The organism is Actinoplanes palleronii, from assembly GCF_016862315.1.
Classification (GTDB): domain Bacteria; phylum Actinomycetota; class Actinomycetes; order Mycobacteriales; family Micromonosporaceae; genus Actinoplanes; species Actinoplanes palleronii.
The window spans coordinates 59,209-85,088 of the sequence record NZ_BOMS01000100.1 but is presented as its reverse complement, the minus strand read 5'-3'; the positions used below and the strand labels follow the sequence as shown (position 1 = coordinate 85,088).

The 25,880-nt window shown below is 72.4% G+C and carries 23 protein-coding genes; 10 read left to right on the top strand and 13 right to left on the bottom strand.

The genetic code is table 11. The features are described from left to right. Nucleotides 1-114: 114 nt before the first annotated feature. Entirely contained in the window at nucleotides 115-711 is a 597-nt protein-coding gene (locus tag Apa02nite_RS31735) for a TetR/AcrR family transcriptional regulator (RefSeq protein WP_203828303.1), read from the bottom strand. Nucleotides 712-773: 62 nt separating this feature from the next. Between Apa02nite_RS31735 and Apa02nite_RS31730 the strand changes: the two genes are divergently transcribed. Next, on the top strand, nucleotides 774-1,673 hold the full coding sequence (locus Apa02nite_RS31730; protein ID WP_203828302.1) for an SDR family NAD(P)-dependent oxidoreductase: 900 nt from the start codon (nucleotides 774-776) through the stop codon (nucleotides 1,671-1,673). Nucleotides 1,674-1,686: 13 nt separating this feature from the next. Here the strand turns inward: Apa02nite_RS31730 and Apa02nite_RS31725 are convergent, their stop codons facing one another. Next, entirely contained in the window at nucleotides 1,687-2,334 is a 648-nt protein-coding gene (locus tag Apa02nite_RS31725) for a hypothetical protein (RefSeq protein ID WP_203828301.1), read from the bottom strand. Between the two features lie 69 nt (nucleotides 2,335-2,403). On the opposite strand from Apa02nite_RS31725, the gene Apa02nite_RS31720 reads away from it, so the two are divergent. Beyond that, complete coding sequence (locus Apa02nite_RS31720) at nucleotides 2,404-3,024, top strand: TetR/AcrR family transcriptional regulator (RefSeq protein ID WP_203828300.1); 621 nt, start codon at nucleotides 2,404-2,406, stop codon at nucleotides 3,022-3,024. Nucleotides 3,025-3,377: 353 nt separating this feature from the next. Here Apa02nite_RS31720 and Apa02nite_RS31715 read toward each other — a convergent pair whose 3' ends face one another. Further along, a complete protein-coding gene (locus Apa02nite_RS31715) occupies nucleotides 3,378-4,466 on the bottom strand; it encodes a radical SAM protein (protein ID WP_203828299.1) in 1,089 nt (362 codons plus the stop codon). 63 nt (nucleotides 4,467-4,529) lie between these two features. Between Apa02nite_RS31715 and Apa02nite_RS31710 the strand changes: the two genes are divergently transcribed. After that, a complete protein-coding gene (locus Apa02nite_RS31710; RefSeq protein ID WP_203828298.1) occupies nucleotides 4,530-4,781 on the top strand; it encodes a hypothetical protein in 252 nt (83 codons plus the stop codon). A 158-nt stretch (nucleotides 4,782-4,939) separates the two neighbouring features. Continuing rightward, nucleotides 4,940-5,830, top strand: a complete 891-nt coding sequence (locus Apa02nite_RS31705) for a MerR family DNA-binding transcriptional regulator (RefSeq protein WP_203828297.1) — start codon at nucleotides 4,940-4,942, stop codon at nucleotides 5,828-5,830. Nucleotides 5,831-5,873: 43 nt separating this feature from the next. Here the strand turns inward: Apa02nite_RS31705 and Apa02nite_RS31700 are convergent, their stop codons facing one another. Beyond that, on the bottom strand, nucleotides 5,874-7,298 hold the full coding sequence (locus Apa02nite_RS31700) for a ricin-type beta-trefoil lectin domain protein (protein WP_203828296.1): 1,425 nt from the start codon (nucleotides 7,296-7,298) through the stop codon (nucleotides 5,874-5,876). Between the two features lie 210 nt (nucleotides 7,299-7,508). On the opposite strand from Apa02nite_RS31700, the gene Apa02nite_RS31695 reads away from it, so the two are divergent. Beyond that, nucleotides 7,509-7,877: a hypothetical protein gene (locus tag Apa02nite_RS31695; protein WP_203828295.1), complete on the top strand. Its 369-nt coding sequence runs from the start codon at nucleotides 7,509-7,511 to the stop codon at nucleotides 7,875-7,877. Between the two features lie 58 nt (nucleotides 7,878-7,935). After that, nucleotides 7,936-8,325 (top strand): ankyrin repeat domain-containing protein, encoded by a 390-nt coding sequence (locus Apa02nite_RS31690; protein ID WP_198171227.1) that lies wholly within the window; start codon nucleotides 7,936-7,938, stop codon nucleotides 8,323-8,325. Nucleotides 8,326-8,352: 27 nt separating this feature from the next. Here the strand turns inward: Apa02nite_RS31690 and Apa02nite_RS31685 are convergent, their stop codons facing one another. Then, nucleotides 8,353-8,649, bottom strand: a complete 297-nt coding sequence (locus Apa02nite_RS31685) for an STAS domain-containing protein (protein ID WP_203828294.1) — start codon at nucleotides 8,647-8,649, stop codon at nucleotides 8,353-8,355. Further along, entirely contained in the window at nucleotides 8,646-12,779 is a 4,134-nt protein-coding gene (locus Apa02nite_RS31680) for a SpoIIE family protein phosphatase (protein WP_203828293.1), read from the bottom strand. The genes Apa02nite_RS31685 and Apa02nite_RS31680 overlap by 4 nt, the downstream gene beginning before the upstream one ends. Before the next feature lie 123 nt (nucleotides 12,780-12,902). On the opposite strand from Apa02nite_RS31680, the gene Apa02nite_RS31675 reads away from it, so the two are divergent. Continuing rightward, entirely contained in the window at nucleotides 12,903-14,180 is a 1,278-nt protein-coding gene (locus Apa02nite_RS31675; RefSeq protein ID WP_203828292.1) for a PP2C family protein-serine/threonine phosphatase, read from the top strand. Here Apa02nite_RS31675 and Apa02nite_RS31670 read toward each other — a convergent pair. Then, entirely contained in the window at nucleotides 14,155-14,748 is a 594-nt protein-coding gene (locus Apa02nite_RS31670; protein ID WP_203828291.1) for a TetR/AcrR family transcriptional regulator, read from the bottom strand. The genes Apa02nite_RS31675 and Apa02nite_RS31670 overlap by 26 nt on opposite strands. Further along, nucleotides 14,745-15,428: a DsbA family oxidoreductase gene (locus Apa02nite_RS31665; protein WP_203828290.1), complete on the bottom strand. Its 684-nt coding sequence runs from the start codon at nucleotides 15,426-15,428 to the stop codon at nucleotides 14,745-14,747. The genes Apa02nite_RS31670 and Apa02nite_RS31665 overlap by 4 nt, the downstream gene beginning before the upstream one ends. A 164-nt stretch (nucleotides 15,429-15,592) precedes the next feature. Between Apa02nite_RS31665 and Apa02nite_RS31660 the strand changes: the two genes are divergently transcribed. Continuing rightward, a complete protein-coding gene (locus Apa02nite_RS31660) occupies nucleotides 15,593-16,789 on the top strand; it encodes an RNA-guided endonuclease InsQ/TnpB family protein (RefSeq protein WP_203828289.1) in 1,197 nt (398 codons plus the stop codon). On the opposite strand, the gene Apa02nite_RS52000 is transcribed toward Apa02nite_RS31660, so the two are convergent. The 5 genes from Apa02nite_RS52000 to Apa02nite_RS31640 all read right to left on the bottom strand — a co-directional run bounded on the left by Apa02nite_RS52000 (nucleotide 16,786) and on the right by Apa02nite_RS31640 (nucleotide 21,914). After that, the gene (locus Apa02nite_RS52000) at nucleotides 16,786-16,920 is read right to left on the bottom strand and encodes a hypothetical protein (protein WP_275412550.1); all 135 of its coding nucleotides are present in this window, start codon (nucleotides 16,918-16,920) and stop codon (nucleotides 16,786-16,788) included. The two genes, Apa02nite_RS31660 and Apa02nite_RS52000, sit on opposite strands and share 4 nt — an antisense overlap. A gap of 15 nt (nucleotides 16,921-16,935) precedes the next feature. After that, nucleotides 16,936-17,595, bottom strand: a complete 660-nt coding sequence (locus Apa02nite_RS31655; protein ID WP_203828288.1) for a ThuA domain-containing protein — start codon at nucleotides 17,593-17,595, stop codon at nucleotides 16,936-16,938. Nucleotides 17,596-17,626: 31 nt separating this feature from the next. After that, complete coding sequence (locus Apa02nite_RS31650) at nucleotides 17,627-19,075, bottom strand: P-loop NTPase family protein (protein ID WP_203828287.1); 1,449 nt, start codon at nucleotides 19,073-19,075, stop codon at nucleotides 17,627-17,629. After that, nucleotides 19,072-21,012: a dynamin family protein gene (locus tag Apa02nite_RS31645; protein ID WP_239164697.1), complete on the bottom strand. Its 1,941-nt coding sequence runs from the start codon at nucleotides 21,010-21,012 to the stop codon at nucleotides 19,072-19,074. Before Apa02nite_RS31645 ends, Apa02nite_RS31650 begins: the two co-directional genes overlap by 4 nt. A 74-nt stretch (nucleotides 21,013-21,086) precedes the next feature. Beyond that, nucleotides 21,087-21,914 carry an IniB N-terminal domain-containing protein gene (locus tag Apa02nite_RS31640; RefSeq protein WP_067703467.1) on the bottom strand — a complete coding sequence of 276 codons (828 nt, stop codon included), beginning with the start codon at nucleotides 21,912-21,914 and terminating at the stop codon, nucleotides 21,087-21,089. Nucleotides 21,915-22,171: 257 nt separating this feature from the next. On the opposite strand from Apa02nite_RS31640, the gene Apa02nite_RS31635 reads away from it, so the two are divergent. Together Apa02nite_RS31635 and Apa02nite_RS31630 are read left to right on the top strand one after the other, a co-directional pair. Beyond that, on the top strand, nucleotides 22,172-23,227 hold the full coding sequence (locus tag Apa02nite_RS31635; protein ID WP_203828286.1) for a hypothetical protein: 1,056 nt from the start codon (nucleotides 22,172-22,174) through the stop codon (nucleotides 23,225-23,227). Nucleotides 23,228-23,235: 8 nt separating this feature from the next. Further along, complete coding sequence (locus Apa02nite_RS31630) at nucleotides 23,236-25,722, top strand: helix-turn-helix transcriptional regulator (protein ID WP_203828285.1); 2,487 nt, start codon at nucleotides 23,236-23,238, stop codon at nucleotides 25,720-25,722. The last annotated feature ends 158 nt before the right edge of the window (nucleotides 25,723-25,880 follow it).

Genomic DNA, 25,880 nt, shown 5'->3' with positions numbered 1-25,880 from the left:
CCGTGTGTCGCAAGGTTAAGAGCCCTAATAGTTAATCAGGCTGCCTGTTTCTCGTGCGTCTTTGTTGTTCCATCATTTGTTTCATCGGTCGCTTGGTCATCGGCCGCCTGTTCTCTAGCCGCTTGTTCTCTGGCCGTCTGTCCTTTGGCCGGCCAGGAACTGCTCGACTGCTGCCTCCAGGATGCCGTCGAGCAGCTCCGGGATGACCAGGCGGCCGTTGGTCAGCGCGGCGATGCCCTGCAGGGTCGCCAGCAGCAGCACTCCCGGGCGGTGCGGGTCGCCGGGCGCGATCGCGCCGTGCTTCTGACCGTCTTTGATCACATCGTTGAGCAGCCCGAACGGTGCGGCGGCGGCCTCGGCGACCCGGTCGGCGCGGTGCTTTCCGGCATACATCACGTCGAGCAACGCGGCGTCCTCGGTGGCGAACCGCAGGTAGGCCGCGGACACCGCGTGCAGCCGGACCGGAAAGTCGGCCCCGGCCGTCGCGAGCGCGGCGCGCAGCTCGGTGTCCAGCCGGGCAAAACCGGTCTCGGCCAGGGCATCGAGCAGCGCCTGCCGGTCCGCGAAGTGCCGCCGCGGCGCCGCGTGGCTGACGCCGGCCTCGCGGGCCAGCTCCCGCAGCGAGAGCTGCTCCGCCCCGTGCTCGCGCAGGCTGCGCTCGGCGGCCTCGAGCAGCGTGGCGCGGAGATTTCCGTGGTGATAGGCGGGCACGGGCCCATCCTAGTCAGATGTTGGCGTTGACAGCATTGTTGTCACCGCATACATTGTTGCCTGTGACAACATCAGCGGAATCTCAGCAGCTCATCGTCGTGACCGGCGCGTCCACCGGGATAGGCGTGGCCACCGCCCGCGAGCTGGCCCGCCGGGGCTTCCACGTGCTTGCCGGGGTGCGGCGCGACCGGGACGCCGACGCGATCCGGTCACCCGGCGTCGAGCCGGTCCTGCTCGACATCACCGAGCCCGCGCAGGTGGCCGCGCTCGCCGCGCGGGTCGCCGCCGACCCGCGCCCGCTGCACGCCGTGGTCAACAACGCCGGCATCCAGGTGAACGCCCCGGTCGAGGCGTTGCCGATGGAGCAGTGGCGCCGGGTGTTCGAGGTGAACCTTTTCGGGCACATCGCCGTCACTCAGGCGCTGCTGCCGGCCCTGCTGCGCAGCCGGGGCCGGGTGCTGAACATCAGCTCGATCGGTGGCAAGGCCGCCATGCCGACCTACGGCGCGTATTCCGGCGCGAAGTTCGCCCTGGAAGCGGTGAGCGACGCGCTCCGGCGCGAGGTCACGTCCCTCGGCGTACGGGTGATCGTGATCGAACCGGGCGGCGTCCGCACCGAGATGGCCACCCGCGGCATCGCCACGAACAACCAGCTCGCCGCGCAGATGACCCCGGAGCAGGACGAACGCTACGGCGGCCTGGTCCAGGCGATCAACTCACTGATGGACGCGGGCACGTCCTCGGGGGTGACCGCCGACGCGGCCGCCCGGGTCGTCGCGAAGGCCGTGACCGCCCGCCGCCCCCGCACCCGCTACACGATCGGCCGCGACGCCGCCCTGCTCATCGCCGCCGCCCGCCTCCTGCCCGACCGCACCCTCGACCGCGTCGTCGCCGCCACGGTCCGCCGCCACTACCCGCAGCCGGCGCCCGCGCTCAACAGCCAGGTACTGCCGGTCGGCTGAAAGACGCCCGCGCTCAACGACCGGGTGCGGCCGGCCCGCTGAAAGTCCGCCAGAACACGTCGTCGGCTCCGGCCTTGACCTGCGCGTTCGCCTCCGCGCGGCCGCTGCGCGGACCGCACTCCACCAGGCCCGCGGGCTGCGCCAGCACCGCGTCGAGGTCACCGGCGCATGCCGGGTCCAGGCGATAAACTCCCTGCAAACCATGCGATCGTACGAGGTGACCGTCCGCGTCGAGGCGCTTGACCGTACGACTGCCCCGCTGCGACCGGTAGGTGAGCCGTCGCAGCACGTCGACCGGCATCGCGGCGTCCAGCCGCAGCGTGGTGCCCTCGGCGCCGATCACCACCTCGGTCATGCAGCTGTCCGCGAGGAACCGCCAGTGCGGATACGGGTCGACGTGCTCCTGGTGCAGCCGGCCGACGGTGTCGCCGGTGAACGTGCGAACCTCGGCGACCCGCATCCGGCCCAGCACGAAAACGGTCCGCGCGTGCACGGCGATCGGGTAGATCAGGTCACCGGCCGCGACCTTGGCTCTGGCGAAGCTCGGCAGTGACTGATGCGGGCCACCGAAGAGCAATGTCAGCGGCTCACCCGCCGCGATCGGCGTCCGAGCGCCGGCACAGCGGTGCCCCGCCCAGAAAACGGTGTACGCGTCGGCCACGGAGCGAAGACTACGTGAGGAGGGAATCAGCGCCGCTGAGCGGACTCGATGGTCCACTAGACTCGGCGGATGAGCGACGAGCCGGTCAAGCCTCGCAGGATCAGCCCTCGGGGGATCGCGACGCGGGCGCGGATCGTCGAGTCGGCCGACCAGCTGATGTTCGTGCGCGGGGTCACCGCGACGAGCCTCGACGACGTGCGGGAAGCCAGCCAGACCAGCAAGTCGCAGCTCTACCACCACTTCGCCGACAAGACGGCGCTGGTGCGCGCGGTGGTCGCCTACCGCGGCGAGGTGATCCTGGAACGCGAGCAGGGCCGGCTCGAACGGCTCAAGTCGTTCTCCGGGCTGGTCCGCTGGCGCAACGCGGTGGTGCAGGCCAACGCGCTGCAGAACGGTGCTTACGGCTGCGGGCTCGGCGCGATGGCCCTCGAACTGTCCGACAAGGACGAGCAGTCCCGCTCGGCGCTGTCCGCGACGTTCGCCCAGTGGCAGAAACTGATCAGTGACGGCCTGCGCCGGATGCAGACCAGCGGCGCCCTGGCCGAGACCGCGGACCCCGACGCCCTGGCCACCGGCCTGATGGCGGCGCTGCAGGGCGGCTACCTGCTGGCCAAGGCCGCCCACGACGTCACCCCGATGGAGATCGCCCTGGACATGGCCCTGTCCCACATCAAAACCTCCCTGACCTAATCCTTCTCACCCGCCCCGGCGCGCCTCCCGCCCCCGGCTGGCGCTCAGGGGTGCCTCCAGGCCGTCGAGGCACCCCTGAGCACCAGCCGCCAATCCCCAGCTGGCGCGGAGGGGTGTCTCCGCGCGCTCAAGGCACCCCTCGGGACCAGCCGCCGGCCCGTGGCTGGTGCTGGCGGTTGCCTCCGGGCGGTCGAGGCAGCCGTGACCGCCAGCCGGACGGTCCACAACCGGCGGCGGCCCGTCGCGTGGTTCCTGCCCGCTCGCGGTCGTCCGGCGCCTCCGGGTTCCGGCTGGCGCTCAGGGGTGCCTCCGCGCGGTCGAGGCACCCCTGAGTGCCAGCCGGCAGTGAAGGCCTAGAAGAGGGTGGGAGTGGTGGGGGTGGGTGGGGCGGGGATGGAGCGTTTGCCCAGCAGGGCGAAACGATCCGAGGCGGTGAAGTCTGGCAGCGGGAGGCCGTGGTTGCGCAGGGCTCGGTTCACCCGGGCTCGGATCAGGTCCTGGTAAGGGCGTGGGGTGCGGGAGCCGCTGGAGTACAGGTCGGCGTACGCCGGGATGAGGTCCTGGTGGGTGTGGCGGAGCCAGGTGAAGAAGAGTTCCTTGACGCCGCGCATCAGGTACAGCGGGGTCGGCAGGATGGTGCCCGCGCCGGCCGAGGCCAGGGTGCCGATCAGGGTGTCGATCTGGTCGGTGCTGTCGGTCAGGTGCGGGAGGATCGGCGCGACGAAGACGGTCGGGGTGAAGCCGGCGTCGCGCATGGCGCGCAGGGTGGTCAGCCGGGCCGCGGTGGACGGCGCGCCGGGTTCGAGGGTGTGGCGTAACTCCTCGTCGAGGAACGCGATCGACATGCCGAGCTCGACGTTGACCCGTTCGGCCGCCGCGGCCAGCCGGTCCAGGTCGCGGCGGATCATCGAGCCCTTGGTGAGGATCGAGAACGAGACCCGGGCGCCGGTGAGCGCGTCGATGACCGGGGGCATCAGCTGGTAGCGGCCCTCGGCCCGCTGGTACGGATCGGTGTTGGTGCCGAACGCCACCCGCTCGGGCAGGGTGCGCTTGGTGGCCAGCTCGCGGCGCAGCACGTCGGGCAGGTTCACCTTGACGATCAGCTGGTTGTCGAAGTCGGCGCCCAGGTCGAGGCCCAGGTGCTCGTGGGTGGGACGGGCGAAGCAGTACGCGCAGGCGTGCGTGCAGCCCCGGTACGGGTTGATCGTCCACTCGCCGGGCAGCATCGCGCTGGTCGCCGGCACGTGGTTGAGCGCGCTCTTGGTGAGCACCTCGTGGAGGGTGATCCCCTCGAACTCGGGGGTGCGCACGCTGCGGACCAGGTTGCCGAGCCGGGCCAGCCCGGGCAGAGTGCCGGGCCCTATCGCGTCGATGCGCTGCCCGGCCCACCGCATGTCGCTGAGCCGCGCGTGATGCTGAGCCTCGCCGGTTACCGACTCCATGCCGACACTCTGCCATGCCTGGACTAAATAGTCCAAGGAGAGCCGCCTCTCTAGGATGATCGGATGACCGACGAGAACACTGCTGAGAACCTGCGCCAGAAGCTTGCCGACCTCGACGTCGAAATTGCCGAGCTCCGCCGGCTGGACGGCGACGCCCAGTCCCGGCGCGGCGAGGACGGTGCGCAGTCCGAGGGCATCATCGAGAACGAGGACCTGGCCACCGAGCTGACCGGCATCGCCGAGAACGAGGCCGTCCTCGACGTGCTGCTGCAGCGCCGCGACCAGCTCGAAGCCAAGATCAACGACCTGAGCTGAGCGGCGCGCGCCAAGAAGAGCGAGGAGCGCACGGCCAGAAAGAGCTAGGAAAGCGCAAGGAAGCGCAAGGAAGCGCGAGAAAGGACGAGGAAGAACGAGGAAGAGCGACGAACGGGCGGCTTGACCCGTACCCAAGGGTGTGGGTTTAGGGTCGCCGCATGCGAGTGGGGGAGCTGGCGCGCCGGACCGGGACGACCGTGCGCGCCTTGCGGTATTACGAGGCGGCCGGGCTGGTCGTGCCGCGGCGGCTGAGCAACGGCTACCGCGAGTACGAGCCGATCGCGGAACGGCAGGTGGCCCAGATCCGCGAGCTGATGACGCTCGGCCTGGCTGTCGAGGAGACCCGCCCGTTCGTCGAGTCGATCGCCGACGGCACCGACGACGTGTGCGCGGCCGCCCTCGCCACGTTCCGCAGCACCGTCACCAACCTGCAGCGGCGGATCGGCGAGCTGACCGCGCAGCGGGACGCGCTGGACGCCCGGATCGACGCGGCGGCGCGCCAGGTGGTGACCGGTGTGCCGGTGGTGGCCGGTGCCGACCCGGCCGCGCTGATCGGCCGGCCGCTGCCGGCGCTGCAGTTCTACGCCACCGACGGGCGGCCGGTGGATCTGCACGCGCTCGGCCCGGGGCTCAGCATCATCTTCCTCTACCCGCTCACCGGCCGGCCGGGCGTGGACCTGCCGCGCGGGCTGCTCGAGGTGCACGGCGCGCGGGGCAGCGCCGATCAGGCCGCCTGGCTGCGCGACCACCACGCGGAGCTGCTGGCGGCCGGGGCGGCGCGGGTCTACGGGCTGTCCGCCCAGTCGACCGGGTATCAGCGGGAGCTCGTGCATCGGCTGCGGTTGCCGTACCCCTTGATCCCGGACCCGAAGCTGACCTTGGCGGCCGCGGCCGCCTTGCCGACGCTCATCTCGGGCGATCTGAATCTCTACGAACGGGTCACCCTGGTCGTCGCCGACGACCTGGTGGAGCACGTCTTCCACCCGATCCGGGACCCGGCGTCACACGCCCTGGACGTGATGGGCTGGCTGACCCGGCGCCGGAGCTGACAGCTCGCGGCCGGCCGAAACCGACCGCGAGCCTTAATCGAAATCAGCCCTTGTACGCGCTGATGATCTTCGTGAACTGGTACGCGGACTGCGACACGCCACTGCACGTGTCGTCGTTCGGGTACGCGCCCGGGCACTGCCGGTCCCGGTTGAGCGACCAGAAACTCAGCCGCGCGATGGTGTGCTGCTGCGCGTACGCGGTGATGGTCTGCATGTCGGCCAGGGTCACCACCGCCTTCTCGTCGGTGATGCCGTTCATCGACGAGATGCCCACGTGTTTGTACGCCTCGGCGTCCGACCAGCCGTACGCGGTCTTGAGCTTGTTCTTGAGCCCGTCGGCGGCCTGGATGGTCAACTGGCCCTGGTTGCCGGTGGTGTTGCCCCAGTCGAAGGTCATGATGCCCCAGCCGTCGACCACCAGGCCGGCGCCGGCCGCCCGGTTGATCAGCGACGCGTCCGGCCCGCCGGTGCCGCTGCCCAGCGTGATGTAGGTGGTGATGCCCGGGTTGTTGGTCTTGATGATCTTCAGGGCGTCGACCGTCTTCTGCTGGTCGGTCGCGCTGTCGTACGGGGTGCCCTCGATGTCGATGTCGATCGCCTTGAGCCCGTACGCGTTGATCACCTTCTGGTACGCCCCGGCCAGTGCCGACGCGCTGCCGCAGGTGTGCTCGAGCCACGGTCCGGCCGCGCCACCGAACGAGATGACCACGTCACCGCCGTTGGCCCGGATCGTGTTGATCGCGGTCTGGTCCGCGCCGCCGGTCAGCGCGCGGCCGCCGTCCCACTTCGGGTCGCAGTTGCCGCTGTTGAGGATGAACGCCATGGTGAACCACTTGACGCCGGTGGTGTTGGTGACCGTGGTGAGGTTCGGCGGGTTGCCCCAGCCGGTGTAGTAGTACGGCGCGACCGCCTTGATGCCGGGTCCACCGGCCGGGGGAGCGGTGGTGGGCGAGGTGGTGGGTCCGGTGGTCGGGGTCGAGCTGCCGCCGAACGTCCACTTCTGGTTGCTGGTGCCGGTGCACGACCAGATCTGCAGCTTGGCGCCGTTGGCGGTGTTCTTGCCGATCACGTCGAGGCACTTGCCGGACGCGGTGTTGACCAGGTCGCCGGCGGCGCTGAGGGTCCACTTCTGACTGTTCACCGTGCTGATGCAGTCCCACAGGTGCACGGCGGCGCCGTCGGTGGTGCCGTTGTTCGCGACGTCGAGGCACTTGCCCTTGCCCTGCACCGTGCCGTTGTCGGCGAGGGTCCAGATCTGGTTGCTGCTGCCCGCGGTGCAGTCCCACAGTTGCGGGAGGTTGCCGTTGGCGGTGGAGCCGTCGGTCACGTCGAGGCACTTGCCGTTGAGGCTGCTCTTGAGCGTGCCGGCGCTGGCCGCGGAGGCGTTGGTGATGCCGAGGACGCCGAGCGTCCCGACGACGCCGGTGGCGGTGATTATCGCGAGTAGGCGGGAACGTCTGATGGCCATGGGTGGGGGACTCCCTTGCCGTGGGGGGTGGCCTGGCCGGGATTGGAAAGGCAGTTAACAATCAACGCCCGCGTCTATGTGTAGGTCAACTGCACGGAGCGCGACGAAATCAGCGTTCGTGCAGCTCAGGGCCCACTTTTCGGCCAACCGTAAATTAACCTTAAAAGCCGGGAATCTATGAAACACCGCAGGCGGGTTATCGTTGCCGGCGTGAGCGTCGTCGTCGACCGGCCGGTCCGGGAGATCCTGGTCCGGGCCGGAACGCAGACCAACTGCAACGGCATCGCCCGGATCCTCGCCGACCTGGAGCCCGCCGAGCAGTTCGCGTTCGTGGACGCGCACGAGTCGGTCTGGACCGGCGACTGCGACGACGAGGCGATCAGCTGGTGCGTGGAAGCGGTCCGGCGCGGCGTCGTCGCGGAGCTGACCGAGCAGGGTCAGGGCGAGCTACCGGCGGTCCGCTTCGTGCTGCGCCGGATCCTGGTCCACCCGATCGACTCCGCCCCGCACCGTAACGAGCAGGTCGGCCGGATGGCCGTCACCGAAGGCCTGCGCCGCCTCACCGAAATCACCGGGTGAGCCGGGGGTCACGGCTGTCGGGCGCGGGGCGCCACCCTACCTGGCATAGGCTTCCGGTGTGACTGAGCTGGATGAAGAGACGATCGCGTTCGCCCATCGGATGTTCGACCTGGCCCGCAACGGCGGCACCGAGGAGCTGATCGGCAACGTCACGGCCGGCCTTCCGGCCAACCTGACGAACGACAAGGGGGACACGCTGCTGATCCTCGCGGCGTACCACAACCACGTGGACCTGGTGACCGCGCTGCTCGAGCAGGGCGCCGACCCGGACCGGGTCAACGACCGCGGCCAGTCGGCGCTCTCCGCCGCGGTCTTCCGGCAGAACGCCGAGACGGTCAAGGCCCTGCTCGACGTCGGCGCCGACCCGGCCGGTGGCACGCCGTCCGCGCTGGCCACGGCGGATTTCTTCGAGCTCCCCGAGATGGCCGAGCTGCTGCGCCGGCCCTGACGCCCCGGCAGGGTTCCGCAACGCGAGCTAGCGGACGGTGATCAGGTCGGCCAGGCCGGAGACCGTCAGCAGCGGTCCGAGCAGTGGCCCGGCCACCACCTCGATGTGGTCGGCGTTCGCGAACAGGGCGGCCAGGCCGGCGCTGTCCAGGTACTCCACGGCGGTGAGGTCGACGACCAGCGTCGTCCCGCCCGCGCCGGCCAGGGCCTCGGCGAGCGCGGCGGCGAACGTCTCCGCGTTGCTCATGTCGATCTCGCCGGCCGCGATCAGGGTGGGTGCACTCCCGGCACGGTGTCCGCTGGTGAGGGTGAGGGCAGTGGTCACGGGACGATCCTTGCCTGCATGTCGATGACGGTTCCGGTGGTGCCGGTGGTGACGGTGACGTGGTGCATGAACGCCCTCATCAGCGTGATCCCGCGGCCGCGGTGGGCGTTCTCGGCCGGCTGCGGTGGTTTCCACCGGCCACTGTCGACGACGGTCAGGTGCAGGTCGTCGGCGGTGGCGGCGGCCCGTAGCCGGATCACGCCGGGGGTGTCGCGGTGGCCGTGCTCGATCGCGTTGGAGCAGGCCTCACCCGCGGCGACCAGGACCTTCTGCGCGGTGGCCGGGTCGACGCCGACCCGGTTGAGCCAGCCGCGCAGGGCGGTACGCACCGGCGCCAGCCGGGTCGCCTCGGCCGGGAACTCCAGCTCGAGCGGCCCGGGCTGGCGGTAGACCAGCAGCGCCACGTCGTCGTCGTACCCGCCGGCCGGGGCGAGCTTGTCCATCACGGCGGTGGCCAGGCTCTCCACCGACGAGCCCCGGCCGTCGTGGACCACCGCGGTCGCCTGCTCGATGCCGGTGGTCAGCGGCTGCCGGCGCCGTTCGACCAGCCCGTCGGTGTAGAGCAGCAGCGTGGCCCGCGCGGGCATGGTGTGTTCCGCCTCCGGCCGGGGCATGTCCGGGCGGATCCCGAGCGGCCGGGACCGGCCCTGGTCGAGCAGGTGGGTGGCGCCGTCGGTGTGCGCGACGATGGCCGGCGGGTGCCCGGCGCTGGAGTAGCGCAGGTGCCCGTTGTCCGGGTCGAGCACGCCGCAGAAGACGGTTGCGCACATCGCGCCGGGCAGCAGGGCGGCGAACCGGTCGAGGGCCATCAGCGCGGCGGGCGGGCTGGCGTCCTGCAGCAGCAGGGCCCGGCAGGCGCTGCGCAGCTGCCCCATCACGGTGGCGGCGCGCAGGCCGTGGCCGACGCAGTCGCCGACCACGATGCCGATCCGGCCGTCGGCCAGCGGGAACGTGTCGTACCAGTCGCCGCCGACCCGCAGCGGCCGGCTGGCCGGCTCGTACCGGACGGCGAACCCGCTGGGCAGTTGCGCCGGGCCGAGGATGGCGCGTTGCAGGGCGAGGGCGGTCTCGCGCTGCTGGTCGATCTGGTGGATCCGGTGCAGGCCCTGGCCGATGTGCCCGGCGAGCAGCGCCAGCAGCGTCTCGTCCTGCTCGGTGAACGGCCGTGCCGGGCCGAGCTCGATCCACAGGGCCATGGTGCCGTGCGGGTGCTCGATGGTGATGCCCGCGCCGGCCGAGCGTTCGGTGACCGCGGTGAGCAGGGGCTTGTCGCGCAGCGCGAGCAGGGCCCGGCGCCGCGGTTCGGGCAGCTCCGCCCAGCGCAGATCAGGATCGGTCGCGGTCACCGTGGGAACGGCGGCGCCGTCGAAGACGCCGGCGACCACGGCCGGCGCCTGCCAGAGCTCCCGCAGCTCGGTGAGCACGCCGTGCAACGCGTCGGTGAGATCCTCGGAACGCGACAGCCGCAGGCCCAGGGCGGCCAGGGCGCTCTCCCGCTGGATGGCGTAGTGCTCCGCGGTGACGTCCCGGAACGTCCCGACGATCACCTTGCGGCCGGAGTCGGGGTCCTGCACCTGGTTGAACGCGGCGCCGACCCACAGCCGGTGCCCGTCGCGGTGCGACACCGGGATCGTGTAGGTGCCCTGGGTGTGCCCGGTGAGCAGGGCGAACGCCTCGGCCACCTGCTGATGGGCGTCACTGTCCGAGACCGCGTCCGGCCACCACGGGTGGGTCGGCGCGTACGGAAGATCTTCCGGACCGAAACCGAGGATATCGGTGAACGCGGCGTTGATCTCGATGACCGCGCCGTTCTCGTCGCAGACGAAGAACGCCTCCTGCAGGGAGTCGATCAGCGCGGTGCGCCATCGGGCGTGCCCGGTGCGCAGCCGGGACAGTTCCACGTTCGCCCGCACCCGGGCCAGCAGCTCGGCCGCCGAGAACGGCTTGAACAGGTAGTCGTCCGCGCCGGCCTCGAGGCCCTCGATGGCCGCCTCCTGCCCGGCGCGCGCCGACAGCAGCAGCACCGGGGTGCCGGCCGTGCGCGGGTCGCCGCGCAGCGCCCCGACCAGCTGCAGGCCGTCCATCACCGGCATCATCACGTCGCTGATGATCAGGTCCGGGTTGCTGATCCGCGCCGCTTCGAGCGCCAGCTGTCCGTTTCCGACCACACTGACCCGGTGCCCCGCGGAGCGCAGCAGCCGCTCCAGGTAGTCGCGCATGTCCGCGTTGTCGTCGGCGACCAGGACCGAGGCCGTCACCCCCGGCGTCCGCTGATCACTCTCGGCCGCGGGCGCCTGCGGCGACTCTTCCCGTACGCCTTCGTGAGCGGCCTGGGCCGGCAACCACCGCAACGCCTCCTGCACGAAGGGGTCGGCGGAGGTCCCGCGCGTGCCGGAGCTCGCCGCCGGGGTCAGCGCGTCCGCCGGCAGGTGCGCGGCGCCGAACGGCAACCGGATGGTGAACGTCGTGCCGGCGCCCGCGGTGCTCTCCGCGGCGATGGTGCCGCGGTGCAGCCCGACGAGTTCCTGCACCAGCGCCAGCCCGATGCCGCTGCCCTCGTTGGAGCGCGACCGGGAGTTCTCGATCCGGTGGAACCGCTCGAACAGCCGCGGCATCTCGTCGGTGGCCACGCCCACGCCGGTGTCCGCGACGGTGATCACCGCGTGCCGGCCGTCGGCGCGCACACTCACCCGGACGCCGCCGTCGAAGGTGAACTTCAGCGCGTTGCTGAGCAGGTTGAGGATCACCTTCTCCCACATGCCGCGGTCCAGGTGGACCGGCTCGGGCAGCGGCCGGACGTCCACCTCGAAGCTGAGCCCGGCCCGGCTGAACGCCGAGCGGAACACGCTGGCCAGGTCGGCAGTGGTGGTGGCCAGGTCGACCGGCTCGTAGCGGGCCTGCATCCGGCCGGCCTCGATCCGGGAGAAGTCCAGCAGCGCGTTGACCAGCTTGCCCAGCCGCAGCCCGTTGCGGTGGATGACCTCCAGCTCCTCGCGGACCTGGGGTTCCGCGCCGGCCAGCTGCCCGCGCAACTCCTCGACCGGCCCCATGATCAGGGTCAGCGGGGTACGGAACTCGTGGCTGATGTTGGAGAAGAACGCGGTCTTGGCCCGGTCCAGCTCGGCCAGCTCCTCGGCCCGCCGCTGCTGCGCCTGGTAGCTGCGCGCGCTGGCGATCCCGGCCGCGACGTGCCCGGCGGTCAGCTCGACGAACCCGCGGTAGCCGTCGTCCAGCGGCCGGTACCGGTTCAGCGCCGCGACCAGGAACCCGTTCGGCGTGCCGCCCTGCTGCGCCAGCGGCGTGACGAGGGCCTGGGTCGGTGGCAACGGCCAGTCCCCGGCCGGGAGGTCACCGCTCAGCTCGATCAGCTGTGGCTCCCCCTGGCTCAGCAGCGCCAGCGGCCAGACCGCCGCGGCGTCGTCCGCGGCCATGGTCTCCGGAACGGCCGGGTGCCCGGCGGCGATGCCGGTGCGGGTGGCCAGCCGGGCGCCGCCGTCCTCGCCGAACAGGTAGATGGCGGTGAACGGCAGGTCGCGCAGGTTGGCGGCGAGCTGCCGGCTGCTGAACGCGAGCATCTCCTGCTCGGTGCGCACCACGCTGCGGTCCGAGCCGAGGTCGCGCAGCGTGGCCATCCGCCGCTCGCCGATCACCCGCTCGGTGTCCTCGCTGACCACGCAGAGCAGGCCGACAATCGTGTCGTCGTCGTCGCGCAGCGGGCTGTAGGAGAACGTGTGATAGCTCTCCTCCGAGTACCCGGAGCGCTCCACGAACAGCAGCAGCCCCTCGTCCCAGGTGGCCTCGCCGGTGTCGAGCACGTTCTGGACGCGCGGGCGGACGTCGCTCCAGATCTCGGACCACACCTCGCTCGTCGACCGGCCCAGCGCCCACGGATACTTGCCGCCCAGCGTGTCGTGCCGGTACGCCTCGTTGCAGAAGAACGTCAGCTGCGGGCCCCAGCCCATCCACATCGGGAACCGGGACGACAGCAGGATGCTCACGGCGGTGCGCAGACTCTGCGGCCAGTCCGCCGGCGGCCCGAGCGGTGTCGCCGCCCAGTCCACGGCCGCCAGATCCCGGCCGACCTGACCACCGGCGGCGAACACGTCGACTCCCGTATCAGAACCGCTCATCGCTACGCGTTCTCCCTTACCACCGCTCGGCGTGAAAGCACCGAAGCCCGGCAGACGGTAACCGGTCCGAGCTCGCGATCTCGCATCGAGGTGATATCCAGCCAAGGTCCGTAGACTGGGCCGGTGCCGAAACCGGGGGACTCCACGCTGACGTCACCGGCACGCCTGGCCGCCGTCCGGCGCACCGGGCTGCTGGACACCGGCCCCGAGGAGCCGTTCGACCGGCTGACCCGGCTGGCGTGTGAGCTGCTCGGCACCCCGTTCGGGTTCGTCACGGTGGTCGACGATCAGCGCTCGTTCTGGAAGAGCTGCGTCGGCGTCACCGGCACCGACCGGCAGAACCGGGCCGAGGAGTCGTTCTGCCAGTACATCATCGCCACCGACGACGCCGTGATCATCGACGACGCCCGGCTGAACCCGATGACGCAGGACAACCCGTCGATCGTGTCGATGGGCGTGATCGCCTGGGCCGGTTTCCCGGTGCGGTCACCGGACGGGCAGGTGCTCGGCTCGTTCTGCGTGGTCGACGATCGGCCACGGCACTGGGAGCCGCAGGACCTTCGTACCCTCGAGGTTCTCGCCCATGCCGCCAGCGGTGAGGTCGCGCTGCGGATCGCGGCCGACGAGGCCGCGCGTGAGGCCGAGCTGGCCCGCGCGTCCGCCGAGCGGTACCGGCAGCTCGCGCACACCGTGCAGCAGAGCCTGCTGCCGCAGGACCTGCCCACGATCCCCGGCCTGAACCTGGCGGTGGCCTACCGGACCGCGGACCTCGACGTGTTCGGTGACTTCTTCGACGCGGTGCCGACCCCGACCGGCTGGGCGGTGTTCCTCGGCGACGTCACCGGTCGCGGCGCGCCGGCGGCCCGGGTCAGCGCGCTGGCGAAATACACGCTGCGCGCCGCCGCGGTGCGGGCCAGCTCGCCGGCGATCGTGCTGACCGAACTGGACACCGCGCTGCACCGCTGGTTCGACGAGATCGGCGCGTCCGGGTTCGTCACCGTCGCCTACCTCGCGGTCCGCCGGGCTGCTGCCGGTTTCACCGTACGACTGTGCACCGCCGGCCACCCACCGGCCGCGATCCGGCGCGCCGACGGCCGGGTGCACGCCGCCGGCCGGACCTTCGGCCCGCTCGGTGTCCTGGGCCGGCTGAGCTTCAAGATCGACGACATCGACCTGGAACCCGGCGACGTCCTGGTGCTGTGCAGCAACGGGGTCACCGACGCCGGCCACCGGGAGCCCGGCGGGATCCTCGGCGAGGCCGGCGTGCACACGATCCTGGACCAGGCCGGCGAGACCTCCGCGCAGAAGCTCGCCGACCTGGTGCTCGACCGGGCGTTGCAGGCCGCCGACGGTCAGGCCGGCGACGACATGGCGGTCATCGTGCTGAGCGTCCCGCGATAGGCGGGCGCAGGCCGTCGAGCAGGAAGCGCAACCGGCGCTGATAGTCCTCGCGGGTCTGCTCGCAGCAGGCCTGCACCACCGCGCCACGCTCCAGGATCAGATAGTTCAGGTCGTCGGGCGTCAGATCGGCGCGGACCACCCCGGCGGCCTGCGCGTCGGCCAGCAGCTCACGGGCGAACCCGCGGGCCCGCTCGCACAGCACGGTGAGCGGCTCGGACTCCGGCAGGGCCCGGATCAGCACGTCGTTGGCGGCCGGCTCGTCGAACTGCAGCAGCCACGTGCCGATCAGGTACCGCTCGAAACGGTCGAGGGGATCGTCGAGCTGCTCGACCGCCGCGATGATGCCCTGGAACCGCTCGGCGACCAGCTCGTCGACGACCGCGTCGATCAGGCCGCGCCGGCTGCCGAACCGGTGGTAGATGGTGCCCTTGCTGACCCCCGCCACCCGGGCGACCTCGTCCAGCGAACTGCTGAGGCCGCCCGAGCGGAACACGTCGAGCGCGGCCCGGCGGATGCCCTCGACGTTGCGCCGGGCGTCGGCGCGCCGGGGCCGGTCGGGCACGGTCATGCCGGCTGGGCCGCCCGGTCCTGCCAGGACAGGTCCAGCGCCTTGCGGAATGCCTCGACCGGCTGCGCGCCGGAGACCGCCCGCTTGTTGTCGAAGACGAAGAACGGCACCCCGGAGATCCCGTACGCCCGGGCCTGCGCCAGGTCGGCGTTGATGTCCTTCTCGTACGCGCCGGACTTCAGCGCCTCGAGCGCGTCGTCGCGGGACAGCCCCAGCTCGGCGGCGAGGTCGGCGAGCACCTCGTGGTCGGCCAGGTTGAGACCGTCGGTGAACTGCGCCTTGAACAGCCGGAACACCATGTCGTGCTCGCGGCCGGCCGCCTTGGCCAGGTGGATGATCCGGTGCGCGTCCTTGGTGTTCACCATGAACGAGTCCTCGAACTTGTAGTCCAGGCCGGCCTGCGCGCCGCGCGAGGCCAGCTGGGCGTGCGAGGCGGCGATCTGCTCGGCCGGCATCCGCAGGCTGCTCGCCAGGTAGTCGGCGGCCGGGATGGCCTCGCCGACCGCGAAGCCTGGGTTGAGCTGGAAGCTGTGGTAGCGGACCTGCACGCTGCCGTGCGGGAACTGCTCGATCGCCTGGGCCAGCACGGCGTCACCGAGGTAGCAGAACGGGCAGACGACGTCACTCCAGACGTCGACGGTGATCGGCTCAGCGGCAGATCCGAAAGCACTCGCGGTCATTTTGATCCTTTCGTGGGTACTCCCGGCTAGCCGGGGAGGAGGTGGGACCTCTGTGGAGGGTCAGGGGCAGCCCTATCCGGCAGGCTGGACGGGCGGCGTCGTGCTGTTGGTTTCACGCTGTCTGGGCAGGTGACCAGTCAGTTTCGAGCGGTATGGTCGCCGGTGTGCTCGAGACGGTGCGTTACACCTATCGATTGCGGCCCGGTCGCATGGCGGAGGCGGCGCTGCTCGCGGAGTGGGGTCGCTGCCGTTGGCTGTGGAACGAGGCTGTGCACCAGCAGAAGACCGGCCGGAAGCCGACGATGTGCAAGTTGTCGAAGTTGCTGACCGACGCTCGTGGCCGCCAGGCCTGGCTGCGGGAGGGCTCGCAAGTTGCCCAGCAGCAGACGCTGCGCACCTACACGATGGGCCTGCGTTCCTCGTTCACGGTCAAGGGTCGGGGACGGCCACGAGTCAAAAAATTGAAAAAGGCTCGGCTGAGCCTGGAATACACCACGCGAGGTTTCCGGATCAAAGGCGGCCGGCTGTGCCTGCCCGGCAAAGTCACGATCCCGATCGTCTGGTCGCGGGATTTGCCGTCCGAGCCGACCAGTGTCCGTGTCTACCGCGACAACCTCGGCCACTGGTACGCGTCGTTCGTGGTCCGTCGCAGAAGCGTTGCAGTCCCGGCGGCGGACCTGGTGGGCATCGGAGTGGACTGGGGCGTGAAGACCACCGCCACCACTACCGATTCGGCTTTCGACCTGCCGTACTTGGGCCATCGCAGGCGCTGTTCCGCAGAACGAGCCAAGGCTCAGCGCAGGATGGCCCGTCGGCGCCGAGGGAAGGGGCACGCTCCGTCGAAGGGTTACCTGACCGCGAAGCGGCAGGCCGCCAGGATCGAGAAGAAGGCGGCTCGGCAGAACGCCCATGACGCCCGGGTCTGGGCGAAACGGGTCACCGACCATCATGCATTGATCGCGGTGGAGGACTTCAAGCCGACGTTTCTGGCCAAGTCCCGGATGGCCCGCAAGGCTGCTGACGCTGCGATCGGTGCGTGCAAACGTGAACTTGTCGACCGTGGTCTGCGGGCGGGCCGGAAGGTGGTGCTGGTGCCGCCCGCCTACACGACGATGACCTGCTCCGAGTGCGGTACGAGAACCAAGGAACGCCTTGGATTGGGTGTACGAGTCTTTGAGTGCGCAGCCTGCGGTTATGCCGCCGGTCGTGATCTCAACGCCGCGAGGACGATCCTCGCCACGGCTGAACGCAACCGTGCCAGTGCCGACGACATCAGACATCAGATCGCCACCCTCCGGGGCGGTGAATCGGGTGCGGTCCGAGCTGGGAATCCCCCGGATTTATCCCTGGGGAGTCGCTAACAGTCGCACGTCCCGTCCACGTCACACACGGCGGCGTCGTCCGCCGAATCCAGGAAGATCAGGGCCGGCGCGGGGGCCGGGGCGGGGGCCTCGGTCTCCTCGGCGGTGTCCTGCTCGTAAGTTGACTCCATGGTCAAGAAGCTACCTCAACTTGACGGCACCGACAATTTATCCGCGGCCCAGAGCAGCCCGCGTTCCGTGATCGTGTTCACTTCGGGGACCAGCAGATCCGCGGGGCAGTGCCCGAGCGTCGACACGAACACCCGCCCCCGCCCGAACCGCCGCAGCCAGACCACCGGCATCACCACCCCGGCCGTCTCCGGCTCACCGTGCTCCCCGGTGAACGTGGTGGTCGCCAGCACGTCGAGGGTCGCGTCGGTGTGGCAGTAGTACTGCTCGGTGTGCACGGCGAAGCTGCCGATGCCCCGCACGATCGGATGCTCGCTCGTGACGTCCACGGTGTGGTCGATCAGCCCGCCCGGGTGGTGCAGGAACCGCCCGCCGACCATGTACTGGTAGTGCCGCGCCTCGTGGAAGGTGGCCACCACCCCGCCGTGCCAGCCGGCGAACCCGGCACCGGCGCGCACCCGGGCGACCAGGTTGCGCTCCTGGTCGGCGGTGATCGTCCCCACCGACCAGCACTGCAGGATCAGATCAGCGCGGTCGAGGGCCGCCGTGTCGTCGTACACGTCGAGGGTCTCGGCGATCTCGACGGTGAAGCCACGCTCGCGAAGACGGGGCAGGAACAGCTCGGTGCAGGCCACCGGCTCGTGCATGGGCCCGCCGCGGACCACCAGAACGTTCATGGACCCACCTTGTCATCGATCCGGCGCCTGCCTAGCCGAGGGGGAGAGCCGGGGACGACAGCCGGTCCAACCGGTTCGCGATCATGTCGCAGCTGCGCAGCACGGTCTCGGCGGCCCGGCGCTGTGCGGCCGGCAGGGTGCCGCCGTGGGCGAGGTCCCGCCACCGGCCGGCCGCGGTCCGCGCCGCGTGCCAGGTGTCGTCGGCGGTCGCGTCCGGTGACATGCCGAGGCGTTCGCCGATGCTGACGCCGGCGCCGCCGAGCAGTTGCCGGGCGTCGGCGCCGTGTTCGGGCGGCAGGTTGAGCCGGCCCGCGCGCAACGCCGAGAGCAGGCGCAGCTCCCGCAGCTCGTGCGCGTCGGCGACCAGCAGCTCCACCTGGGCGAGCAGGTGTCCGGCGGCCGGCGTCCGGTGGGTGCGCAGCACGTGGTCCAGGGTGGCCAGCGCGGACCTGGCGCGCAGCACCGACCGGCGGGCGGTGAAGAGGCCGGCGATCGAGGACTGGAGGTCCTTGAGGCCGCTGTGCTCCTGGAGGCGTTCGGCGAGCACGGCCGGGGTGTCGCCGCCGGTACGGGCCAGGGTGAGCGCGAGCCGGACACCGCCGAGGCCGAAGCGCTGCAGCAGCCGGACCCGTCCCGGCGCGTCGACCGGGGACAGCACCCCGGCCGCGGCGAACCGGTCGGTGGAGAGCAGATGCGGCTCCGACTCGGCGCGCGGCAGCGCCGCCAGGGCGGTGATCGCCTGGAACTCGTCGGCGGTCAGGGTGCGCGCGGCCGCCGCGATCAGCGGGGACACCGCGAGCACGTCCTGGCAGAGCGCGCCGATCCGGGGCTCGCGCCGCCGGCGCCGGGCGGCCTGCTTCGCGGTCAGCAGCGCGTCGGTCCGGCCGCCGCCGGTCGCGTCGGCCCGGGAGAGCACCACCATCAGGTGCACCGGCGCCGTGATCGGGCCGCGCGGGCCCCGGGCGGTCAGCAGCGCCGGGACGTCGGCGTCGCCGAGCTGCGGGGTCACGTACAGGACCGCGTCGGCCTCCTCGACGGCCCGGACGAGCGGCAGCCGGGTGTCGATCAGTTCGGTGCGCCGCAGCACCCGGCTGGGCCAGACGATCACCGCACGGGAGGTGCCGGGCAGCCGCCGCTCGTGCCGGGCGTCCGGCGAGAGCCGCAGGCCGTACCCGGTACGGGCCACCGGGATCTCGGCGTCGCGCCACCACGCGAGCGGCTCGGTGCCGTCGCGGTAGACCACGCTCTCCGGCTGCTCGCCGGGCAGCTCCACCGGTGCCAGCTGCTCGCCGATCAGCGCGCTCACCAGCGTCGACTTGCCGGACTGGGCGGGCCCGGCGACAGCCAGCCGCAGCGGCCCGGCCAGCCCTTCCACGGTGGCGCGCAGCACCGCGGCGGCCGGTGGGACACCCCGGTAGACGTGCGCCGCCTCGGCGAGCAGCCGGTGGGTCCGCTCCTGGAGGTCCTCGTCGTCGATCACGCGCGGCCGTTCAGCGCCACGAGCTGCGCGTGCAGCTGGGCGAGGGCCGCGAGCTCCTGCTGGATGCGGCGACTGTGCTGCTCCCGGGCGGCGACGTCCCGGTCGGCGGCGGCCTTGGCGTTGCGCAGCGAATCCATGATGACCTCCTGCAGGTCCTCGGTGACCGCCGTGAAGTGGTCGCGCAGCCCGCGCTGCACCCGCCGGACGCTGTCCCGGGCCTCCTTGTTGAGGTGCACGAAGACGTCGTCGACGTGCCGGGCGACGATCGTCTTCGCCTCGGCCTGCCGCTTCTTGAGCAGCGACTTGCTCTCGTCCCGGATCGTCTTGCCCCCGAAGATCGCGCCGCCGCCGACCGAGATCGGGTTGATCAGCGACATGCCGGCGAGGCTGGTGGCCAGGCCGAACATCACCACACCGCCGTACGATCCGCGCAGCCCGATGAAGAGCTTCTGGGTGGGGCTGAACCGGGCGACCGGCGGCGCGTCCAGGCCGGGCACCACGTCGTCGGGAGCCGGGCCGGCCACCTCCAGCGCGAGCGGCGGCAACACCGCGCCGGCCTCGGCCGGGAACTGCCCGGCGACCTGCTGCGCCGTCCAGTCGGTGCGTTCGGCGAGCCAGGTCGTGCTGGTCTCGGCGAGCTCCAGCAGGGACCGGCGCAGCCAGGGCTCGAACTCGTCCCACGCCTTGGCCGGGTCGGCCTCGGCGAAGAACTGCTCGGCCTCGGCGAGCACCGCCCGGGTGCGGTCGCGCAGGTCGTGCTCGACGTCGGACATCAGGTCGCCGATCTCGTCGGACAGCGTGTTCTGCCAGCGGACCGCGCACTTGCGCAGGTCGTCCAGGCGGCGCTGGGTGGCGTGCAGGCGGGCGACGGCGTCCGGCACGCTGGCGTCGCGCTGGGCGGCCAGCTTGTCGCGCAGCGGGACGGCGAGCTGCTGCACCGCGACGCCGGCGAGCCGGCCGACCGTCTCGCGGGCCAGCGCGCCGGGCTTGGCCGCCACCATCCGCCGCAGGTGGACGAGGAGATCCGGGAAACCGGACTCGGCGTTGAGGGCGGTGTCGCCGGCCTGCAACGCGTGCAGGCGCAGCGTGGACGACACGGCGGTGGTCGCGGCCGGCACGCCGGCCCGGGCCAGCCGGTCGCGGGTGTCGGCCAGGTTGCGCCGCCAGTCGACGGCGTAGTCGGTCTTGGTGAGGACCACCAGCAGCTCGGGGAAGAGCGCGGCCAGGCCCTGCAGGACCGTCAGCTCGGGATCGCTGAGCCCGCGATCGGCCTCGCAGACGTAGAGCACCAGGTCGGCGCCGGCGTGGGTGGCCAGGTCACCGGCGTCGCGGACCGCCTGGCCGGCCGGGCCGGTCGGACCGGGCAGCGGCGGGGTGTCGATCAGGACCAGGCCGCCGGCCAGCAGCGACCGGGGTACGGCCACCTCGGCGTGCACCGGCGCGCCGGCCGGCAGCCGCCCGGTCGCCTCGGTGATCGCGGCGTCGAGCGCCTCCAGCGCGAGCGGGATGCGGTCCTGCAGGCCGACCTCGGCGGTCCAGTCGGCGCCGGGCGCACCACGCCGGATCAGCTGGGCGCTGGGTGCTCCGGCGTGCCGCACCACGGTCGGCACCCGGGTGCCGTCGGCGCCGGCACCGCACACACCGGCGTTGATCAGCGCGTTGACGAGCTGGCTCTTGCCCTGCTGGGCGGCGCCGACGACGAGCACCCGCAACTCGGGGTGCAGCAGCCGGGCCCGGCGCCGGGACAGCTGCTCGGCGGTCTCGGTCCGGCCGTGCTCGGTGCACGTACGGATCGTCGCGTCGAGCACGTCGAGCCAGAGCAGGGCGCCGGACGCCCGTAGCGGATCGGGTTCGGTCCGCGGGGACGGCACCCGTGGCGGCGGGGCGAGGGAGACCGGACCCGGATAGGCCGTGGGTCCGGTCTCCCAGTTCGTCATGCGCACCTGCTCCAGTCTCTTGATCGCCGCGGGTCCGCCGCGGTTTTGCCGCCGCAGGCCGCGGGTTCGCCGCCCTAGAAGTGCAAATCGCCCAGCAGGCCGTGCGTGGTCTCGCCGAGCGGCGGGGTCACGTCGTGCAGCACGCCACCGACCGTGCCGGTGACACCGCTGACCGCGCCGTGCACGGTGTCGGCCGGGTCCTGCGACAGCACGTGCCCCAGATCCGGGTCGAGCACCGACTCGATCGAAGAGGTTGCCCCGCCGAGCCCGGGCCCGTCAAGGCCCGGGAAATGATCGAGCCCGGCCGAGGACGGAACGTCACCGATCGTGTCGAGTCCACTGTCGAGCAGACCGGCCGGGCCGCTGTCGAGGCCGGGCAGCACGGCGCCGTGGTCCGGTGCGGGCAGCACCGCGCCGGGCAGCACGCCGGTCACCGCGTGCTCGACCGGGGCCACGACGTGCTGGTCGACGTGCTGGCCCGGGTCGTCGGCGGCCGAGAAGCCGCCGATCCCGGTCAGGGTGAACGCGGAACCGGCGCCGACCGAGGTGCCGGCCACGCTGATCGCGGCGGCGCCGCCGAACCCGGCGTTGAGCTCGGCGCCCAGGTGCGCCGGGGTGAGCGTCACCTGGGCGGCGATCGCCTGCAGGTGCGACACCGCGCCGGCAACGTCCAGATTGGCCACCCCGGTGCTGAGGTCGTCGGCCCCGGTCAGGCCGTGCAGGCCGGCCACCGGCGCCGAGTCGATCACCAGCGGGATCACCTGCTGCACGTCGGCGGCGGTGATGTCGTCCAGCCCGGCGGCCTGCAACGCCAGCTCCGGGTCGAGCTCGAACGCCGACCGGGCGGCCGGGTCGTAGATCAGGTGGAGGACGAACTCCTGCAACGTCGGAAACGAGTCCATGGTGCTCCTTCGAGGCGAGGTAAGGCGAGGTGAGGTGAGGTCGGGCCGGTACCGCAGCAGAACCTACGGACGGGGCGGCCCCACCGGTATCGGGCCGCGACCCCCTGTTCCGGGTGGACCCGGGGGGGCCGGCGGCCGGGCCCGGATTAGGGGATTAGGGGAAGTTCGCCGGGGATTTTTTGGGGGACGATCCCGGCTCGGACATCTGGTACGAACGTCACGACTCACCCGATCGGACGTGATGGAGGAGTGACAACGTGCCCTACGTCCTGGGGATCGACATCGGCGCCGGCAGCACCAAGGCCGCCGTCTGCCGGCGTGCCGACGGGCCCGGCCGGGGCTGGGGCCCGCCGCAGCCGGTGCCGCTCGGCGTGCGCAGCCGGACGGTCTCCTCGGCGTTGGTGATGACCCCGGACGGCGACGTGGTGCCCGCCGGCCTGGGCCGGGAGCCGCTGGCCGGCGCGGTCGGCGGCTACCTGCACGCGGTCGGGGACAGCACGCCGATGCCGTTCGGCGGCGACTACTACCCGGCGCACGGCATGGTCGCGGCGATGGCCCGCTGGGTCGTCGACCGGGTCTGGCAGCAGCTCGACGAGCCGCCCGAGCGGATCGCCTGCGCGTACCCGTCGGGCTGGGGCGCCGGCCGGCTGCACCTGCTGCACTCCGCGCTGGGCGAGGCCGATCTGGCACACACCGCGCTGGTCACCCGGGCCCGGGCGGTGGTGGAGAGCCACCAGGCCGCCGGGCGGGTGCCGGCCGTCGGCGGGCCGTTGCTGGCGTACCGGATCGGCGGGTCGACCTGCGAGCTGGCGGTGGCGGCGCCGCACGGGCCGGGCCGGCTCGAACTGCTCGGCAGCACCGAGTTCGCCGAGCCCGGCGGCTTCGACCTGGACGGGCTGAACCCGGCCGCCGCGCGGGCTCTGCTGCTGCCCACTGTGGACCTCGCGATGCACACCGTGCGCGCCTGCGGTGTCGCGCCTGGTGATCTTTCCGCGGTCTTGATCGCTGGGGGCTCCGGGCCCGTATATACCCTTGTGTCTGATCTGCTCACTGCGGCTTTCCCGGTGCCGGTGCTGCGTGACCAGGACGCGCTGATGACGGTGGCGGCCGGTGCGGCGCTCGCCGTGCGACCCCAGGTACGCCGCCCGGCCCCGCCGTCGCGGCCGGCGCCTGCGGACGAGCCCGAGCTGGCGGCCGTGGCGAGCATCCCGACCGACGCGTGGCCGCAGGTCACCCGGTCCGGTCCGGCCACCGCCGAGCGCCCGCCGCGCCCACCGGTCACGATCGCCGCGATCCGCCCGGCCGACCGGTGAACGCGCCGGTGACCACCGGGCCGTCGACCGGTTCCCCGGCCGCCGACCTGCTCGCCCAGGTGACCGCTGATCCGCTCGCCCCGCTGCAGGTCGTGATCGGCGCGCCCGGCGGGTACGGCAAGACCGCGCTGCTGCACGAGCTGGCCGGTGTGTGGCAGCGGGCCGGCGTGACGGTGGCGACCCCGTGGCAGCCCGCCGGCGCCGCCGAGCAGGTGCTGCTGGCCGACGACGCGCACCGGTACGACCCGGCGAAACTGCACGAGCTGCTGCTCTACGCCGGCCGGCCCGGTGCGCGGATCGTCGTCGCGTACCGGCCCTGGCCCCGCCCGGCCGGCCTGCCGGAGCTGGTCGGCCTGCTGCGCCGGGCCCGGCCCCCGGTGCGGCTGCCGGCGCTGACCGCCGCGCAGGTCCGTGACCGGCTGGCCGGGACCGTCGCGGACCCGTCACCGGAGCTGGTCGCCGCGGTGACCGAGCAGACCGGGGGCGTGCCGCGGTACGTCGCCCGGGTGGCCGCCGCGCTCACCCCGGCCGACGCCGCGGCCGGTCGGCTGCCGGTCGCCGCGCTGGCCGGCTTCGCGCCCGAGCTGGACGAGCTGGACCCCGGCCTGCGCACCCTGCTGCTGGCCGCCGAGGCCGGCGCCGGGCACTCCTTCGACCTGGTGTCGGCGCTGCTGGAACGGGACGCCGCGACGGTCGCCGACCTGGTCGACGCGGGCCGGGCGACGGGCCTGCTGAGCGCCGACGGCGCCCTGGTGCCGCTGGCCCGGCGGGCGATCGCGGCGCTCGGCCCGATCGGGCACCGCATCGACGTGCGGCAACGGCTGGGCGCGCTGCAACTGGCCCGCGGCGGGCCGGTGCTGCCGCTGGTCCGGCCGCTGCTGCGCGACGGCGGTGGCGGCCTGGTGCCGGGTGCCGCCGGCGGTGGGCTCGGCGAGGTGTACGAGGCCGCCGCCGAGGAGGTGCTCGGCGACGATCCCCGGCTGGCCGCCGAGCTGTTCGCGGCCGCGGCCGGCGCCGGCCGGGGCACCGCGACCCGGCGCGCGCTGGCCACCGCGCTCGCCGGTGACCTCGACGAGGCGTCCCGGCTCGCCGACCAGGCGCTGGCCACCGGTGCCCCGCGGCAGCGGGCCGAGGCCGCGTACGTGGCGGCCGTCGTGCTCACCCAGCGCGGCCAGACCGCGCAGGCCGCGGCGCTGTACCAGTGGTCACCGTCGCCGACCACCGCCGGTTTCGCCGCGATCGCGCTGATCGGTACCGGCCACGCCGGCGACGCGCTCGCCCCGGGTGGCGAGCCGATCTCCCCAGGTGGCGCACCGGGCGGCGCGCCACCGACCCTGGTCAGCTCGGCCGCCACGCTGATGGCCCGCGGGATCGCCGAGTCGGTCGGCGGCACCCCGGCCGCGGCGCTCTCCGCGCTGGTGCAGGCGTCGGCGACGATCGAGCCGGCCGGGCCGACCGTGCTGCTGCCGGACACCCCGGCGGCGCTCGGCGCCACCGTCGCCCTGCACTGCGCCGAACTCGACACCGCCGACGCGCTGCTGACCCGGGTGGTGCACACCGGCACCGGCGGCGCCCTGCTGGCCGACCGGCACCGGCTGCTGCGGGCCTGGGTGCTGATGCTGCGCGGCCGGGTCGGCGAGGCGTACACCCTGGTGCCGGACGGCCGTCCCGGCCGGGACCGGCTCTTCGCCTGCGCGCTGCGGGCCGGGCTCAGCCGCCGGGCCAGCGACCTGGTCGGCCTGCGCAGCGGCTGGCCGGACGCCTGCCACGCGCTGATCGGCCAGCCGGTCGACCTGTTCACGCTGCTGCCGCTGGGCGAGCTGGCGGTGGCCGCCGCCCGCCTCGGCGAGCAGCACCGGGTCGCCGGGCACCTGGCCGAGGCCGACCGGCTGCTGGACGCGCTCGGGAACCCGCCGTTGTGGAGTGCCCCGCTGCACTGGAGCCGGCTGCACGCCGCGGTGCTCACCGAGGACCACGAGGCGGCCGGGCGGATCGCGCGCACGCTGGCCGGTCTGCGCGGGTTCAGCCCGTACACGGCGGCCGTCGCGGTCGCCGCCGGCCAGTGGCTGGACGTGCTGGCCGGCCGGGCCGAGCCGGGTGCGGTGGTCACCGCGGCGCACGGGCTCAGCGCGCTCGGACTGATCGGCGACGGCGCCCGGCTGGCCGGGCAGGCCGCCATCCGGACGGCGGACCGCAAGGCGATGACGTTGCTGCTGGACTGCGCCCGCGCGCTGCAGGAGCGGGCCGCCGGGCCGGGCGAGGCCGTACCGGTGCTGAGCAACCGGCTGCCGCAGCTGCTCAGCGACCGCGAGCGCGAGGTCGCCGCGCTGGTCCTGGACGGGCTCACCTACAAGCAGGTGGCCGAGCGGCTCTACCTGTCGGCGAAGACGGTGGAGCACCACATGGCCCGGATCCGGCAGCGCCTCGGCGTCACCGGGCGCCAGGAATTGCTGACCCGTTTGCGCACCCTGATCGGCCCGGAGGACGAGCGTTGACATCTCCCCCAGTTGAAGCAGGGGGATTCCACCCTCGCGGGTGGAGCTTTCTGCTTCACCGATCGCTGCCGACCCGGACTACCGGCGAGGGACGGTGGACCGCCCATCGGTCTTCTGCAATCTCCACAGACGTAACTTCCCGCCAGCCCGGCGGTAGG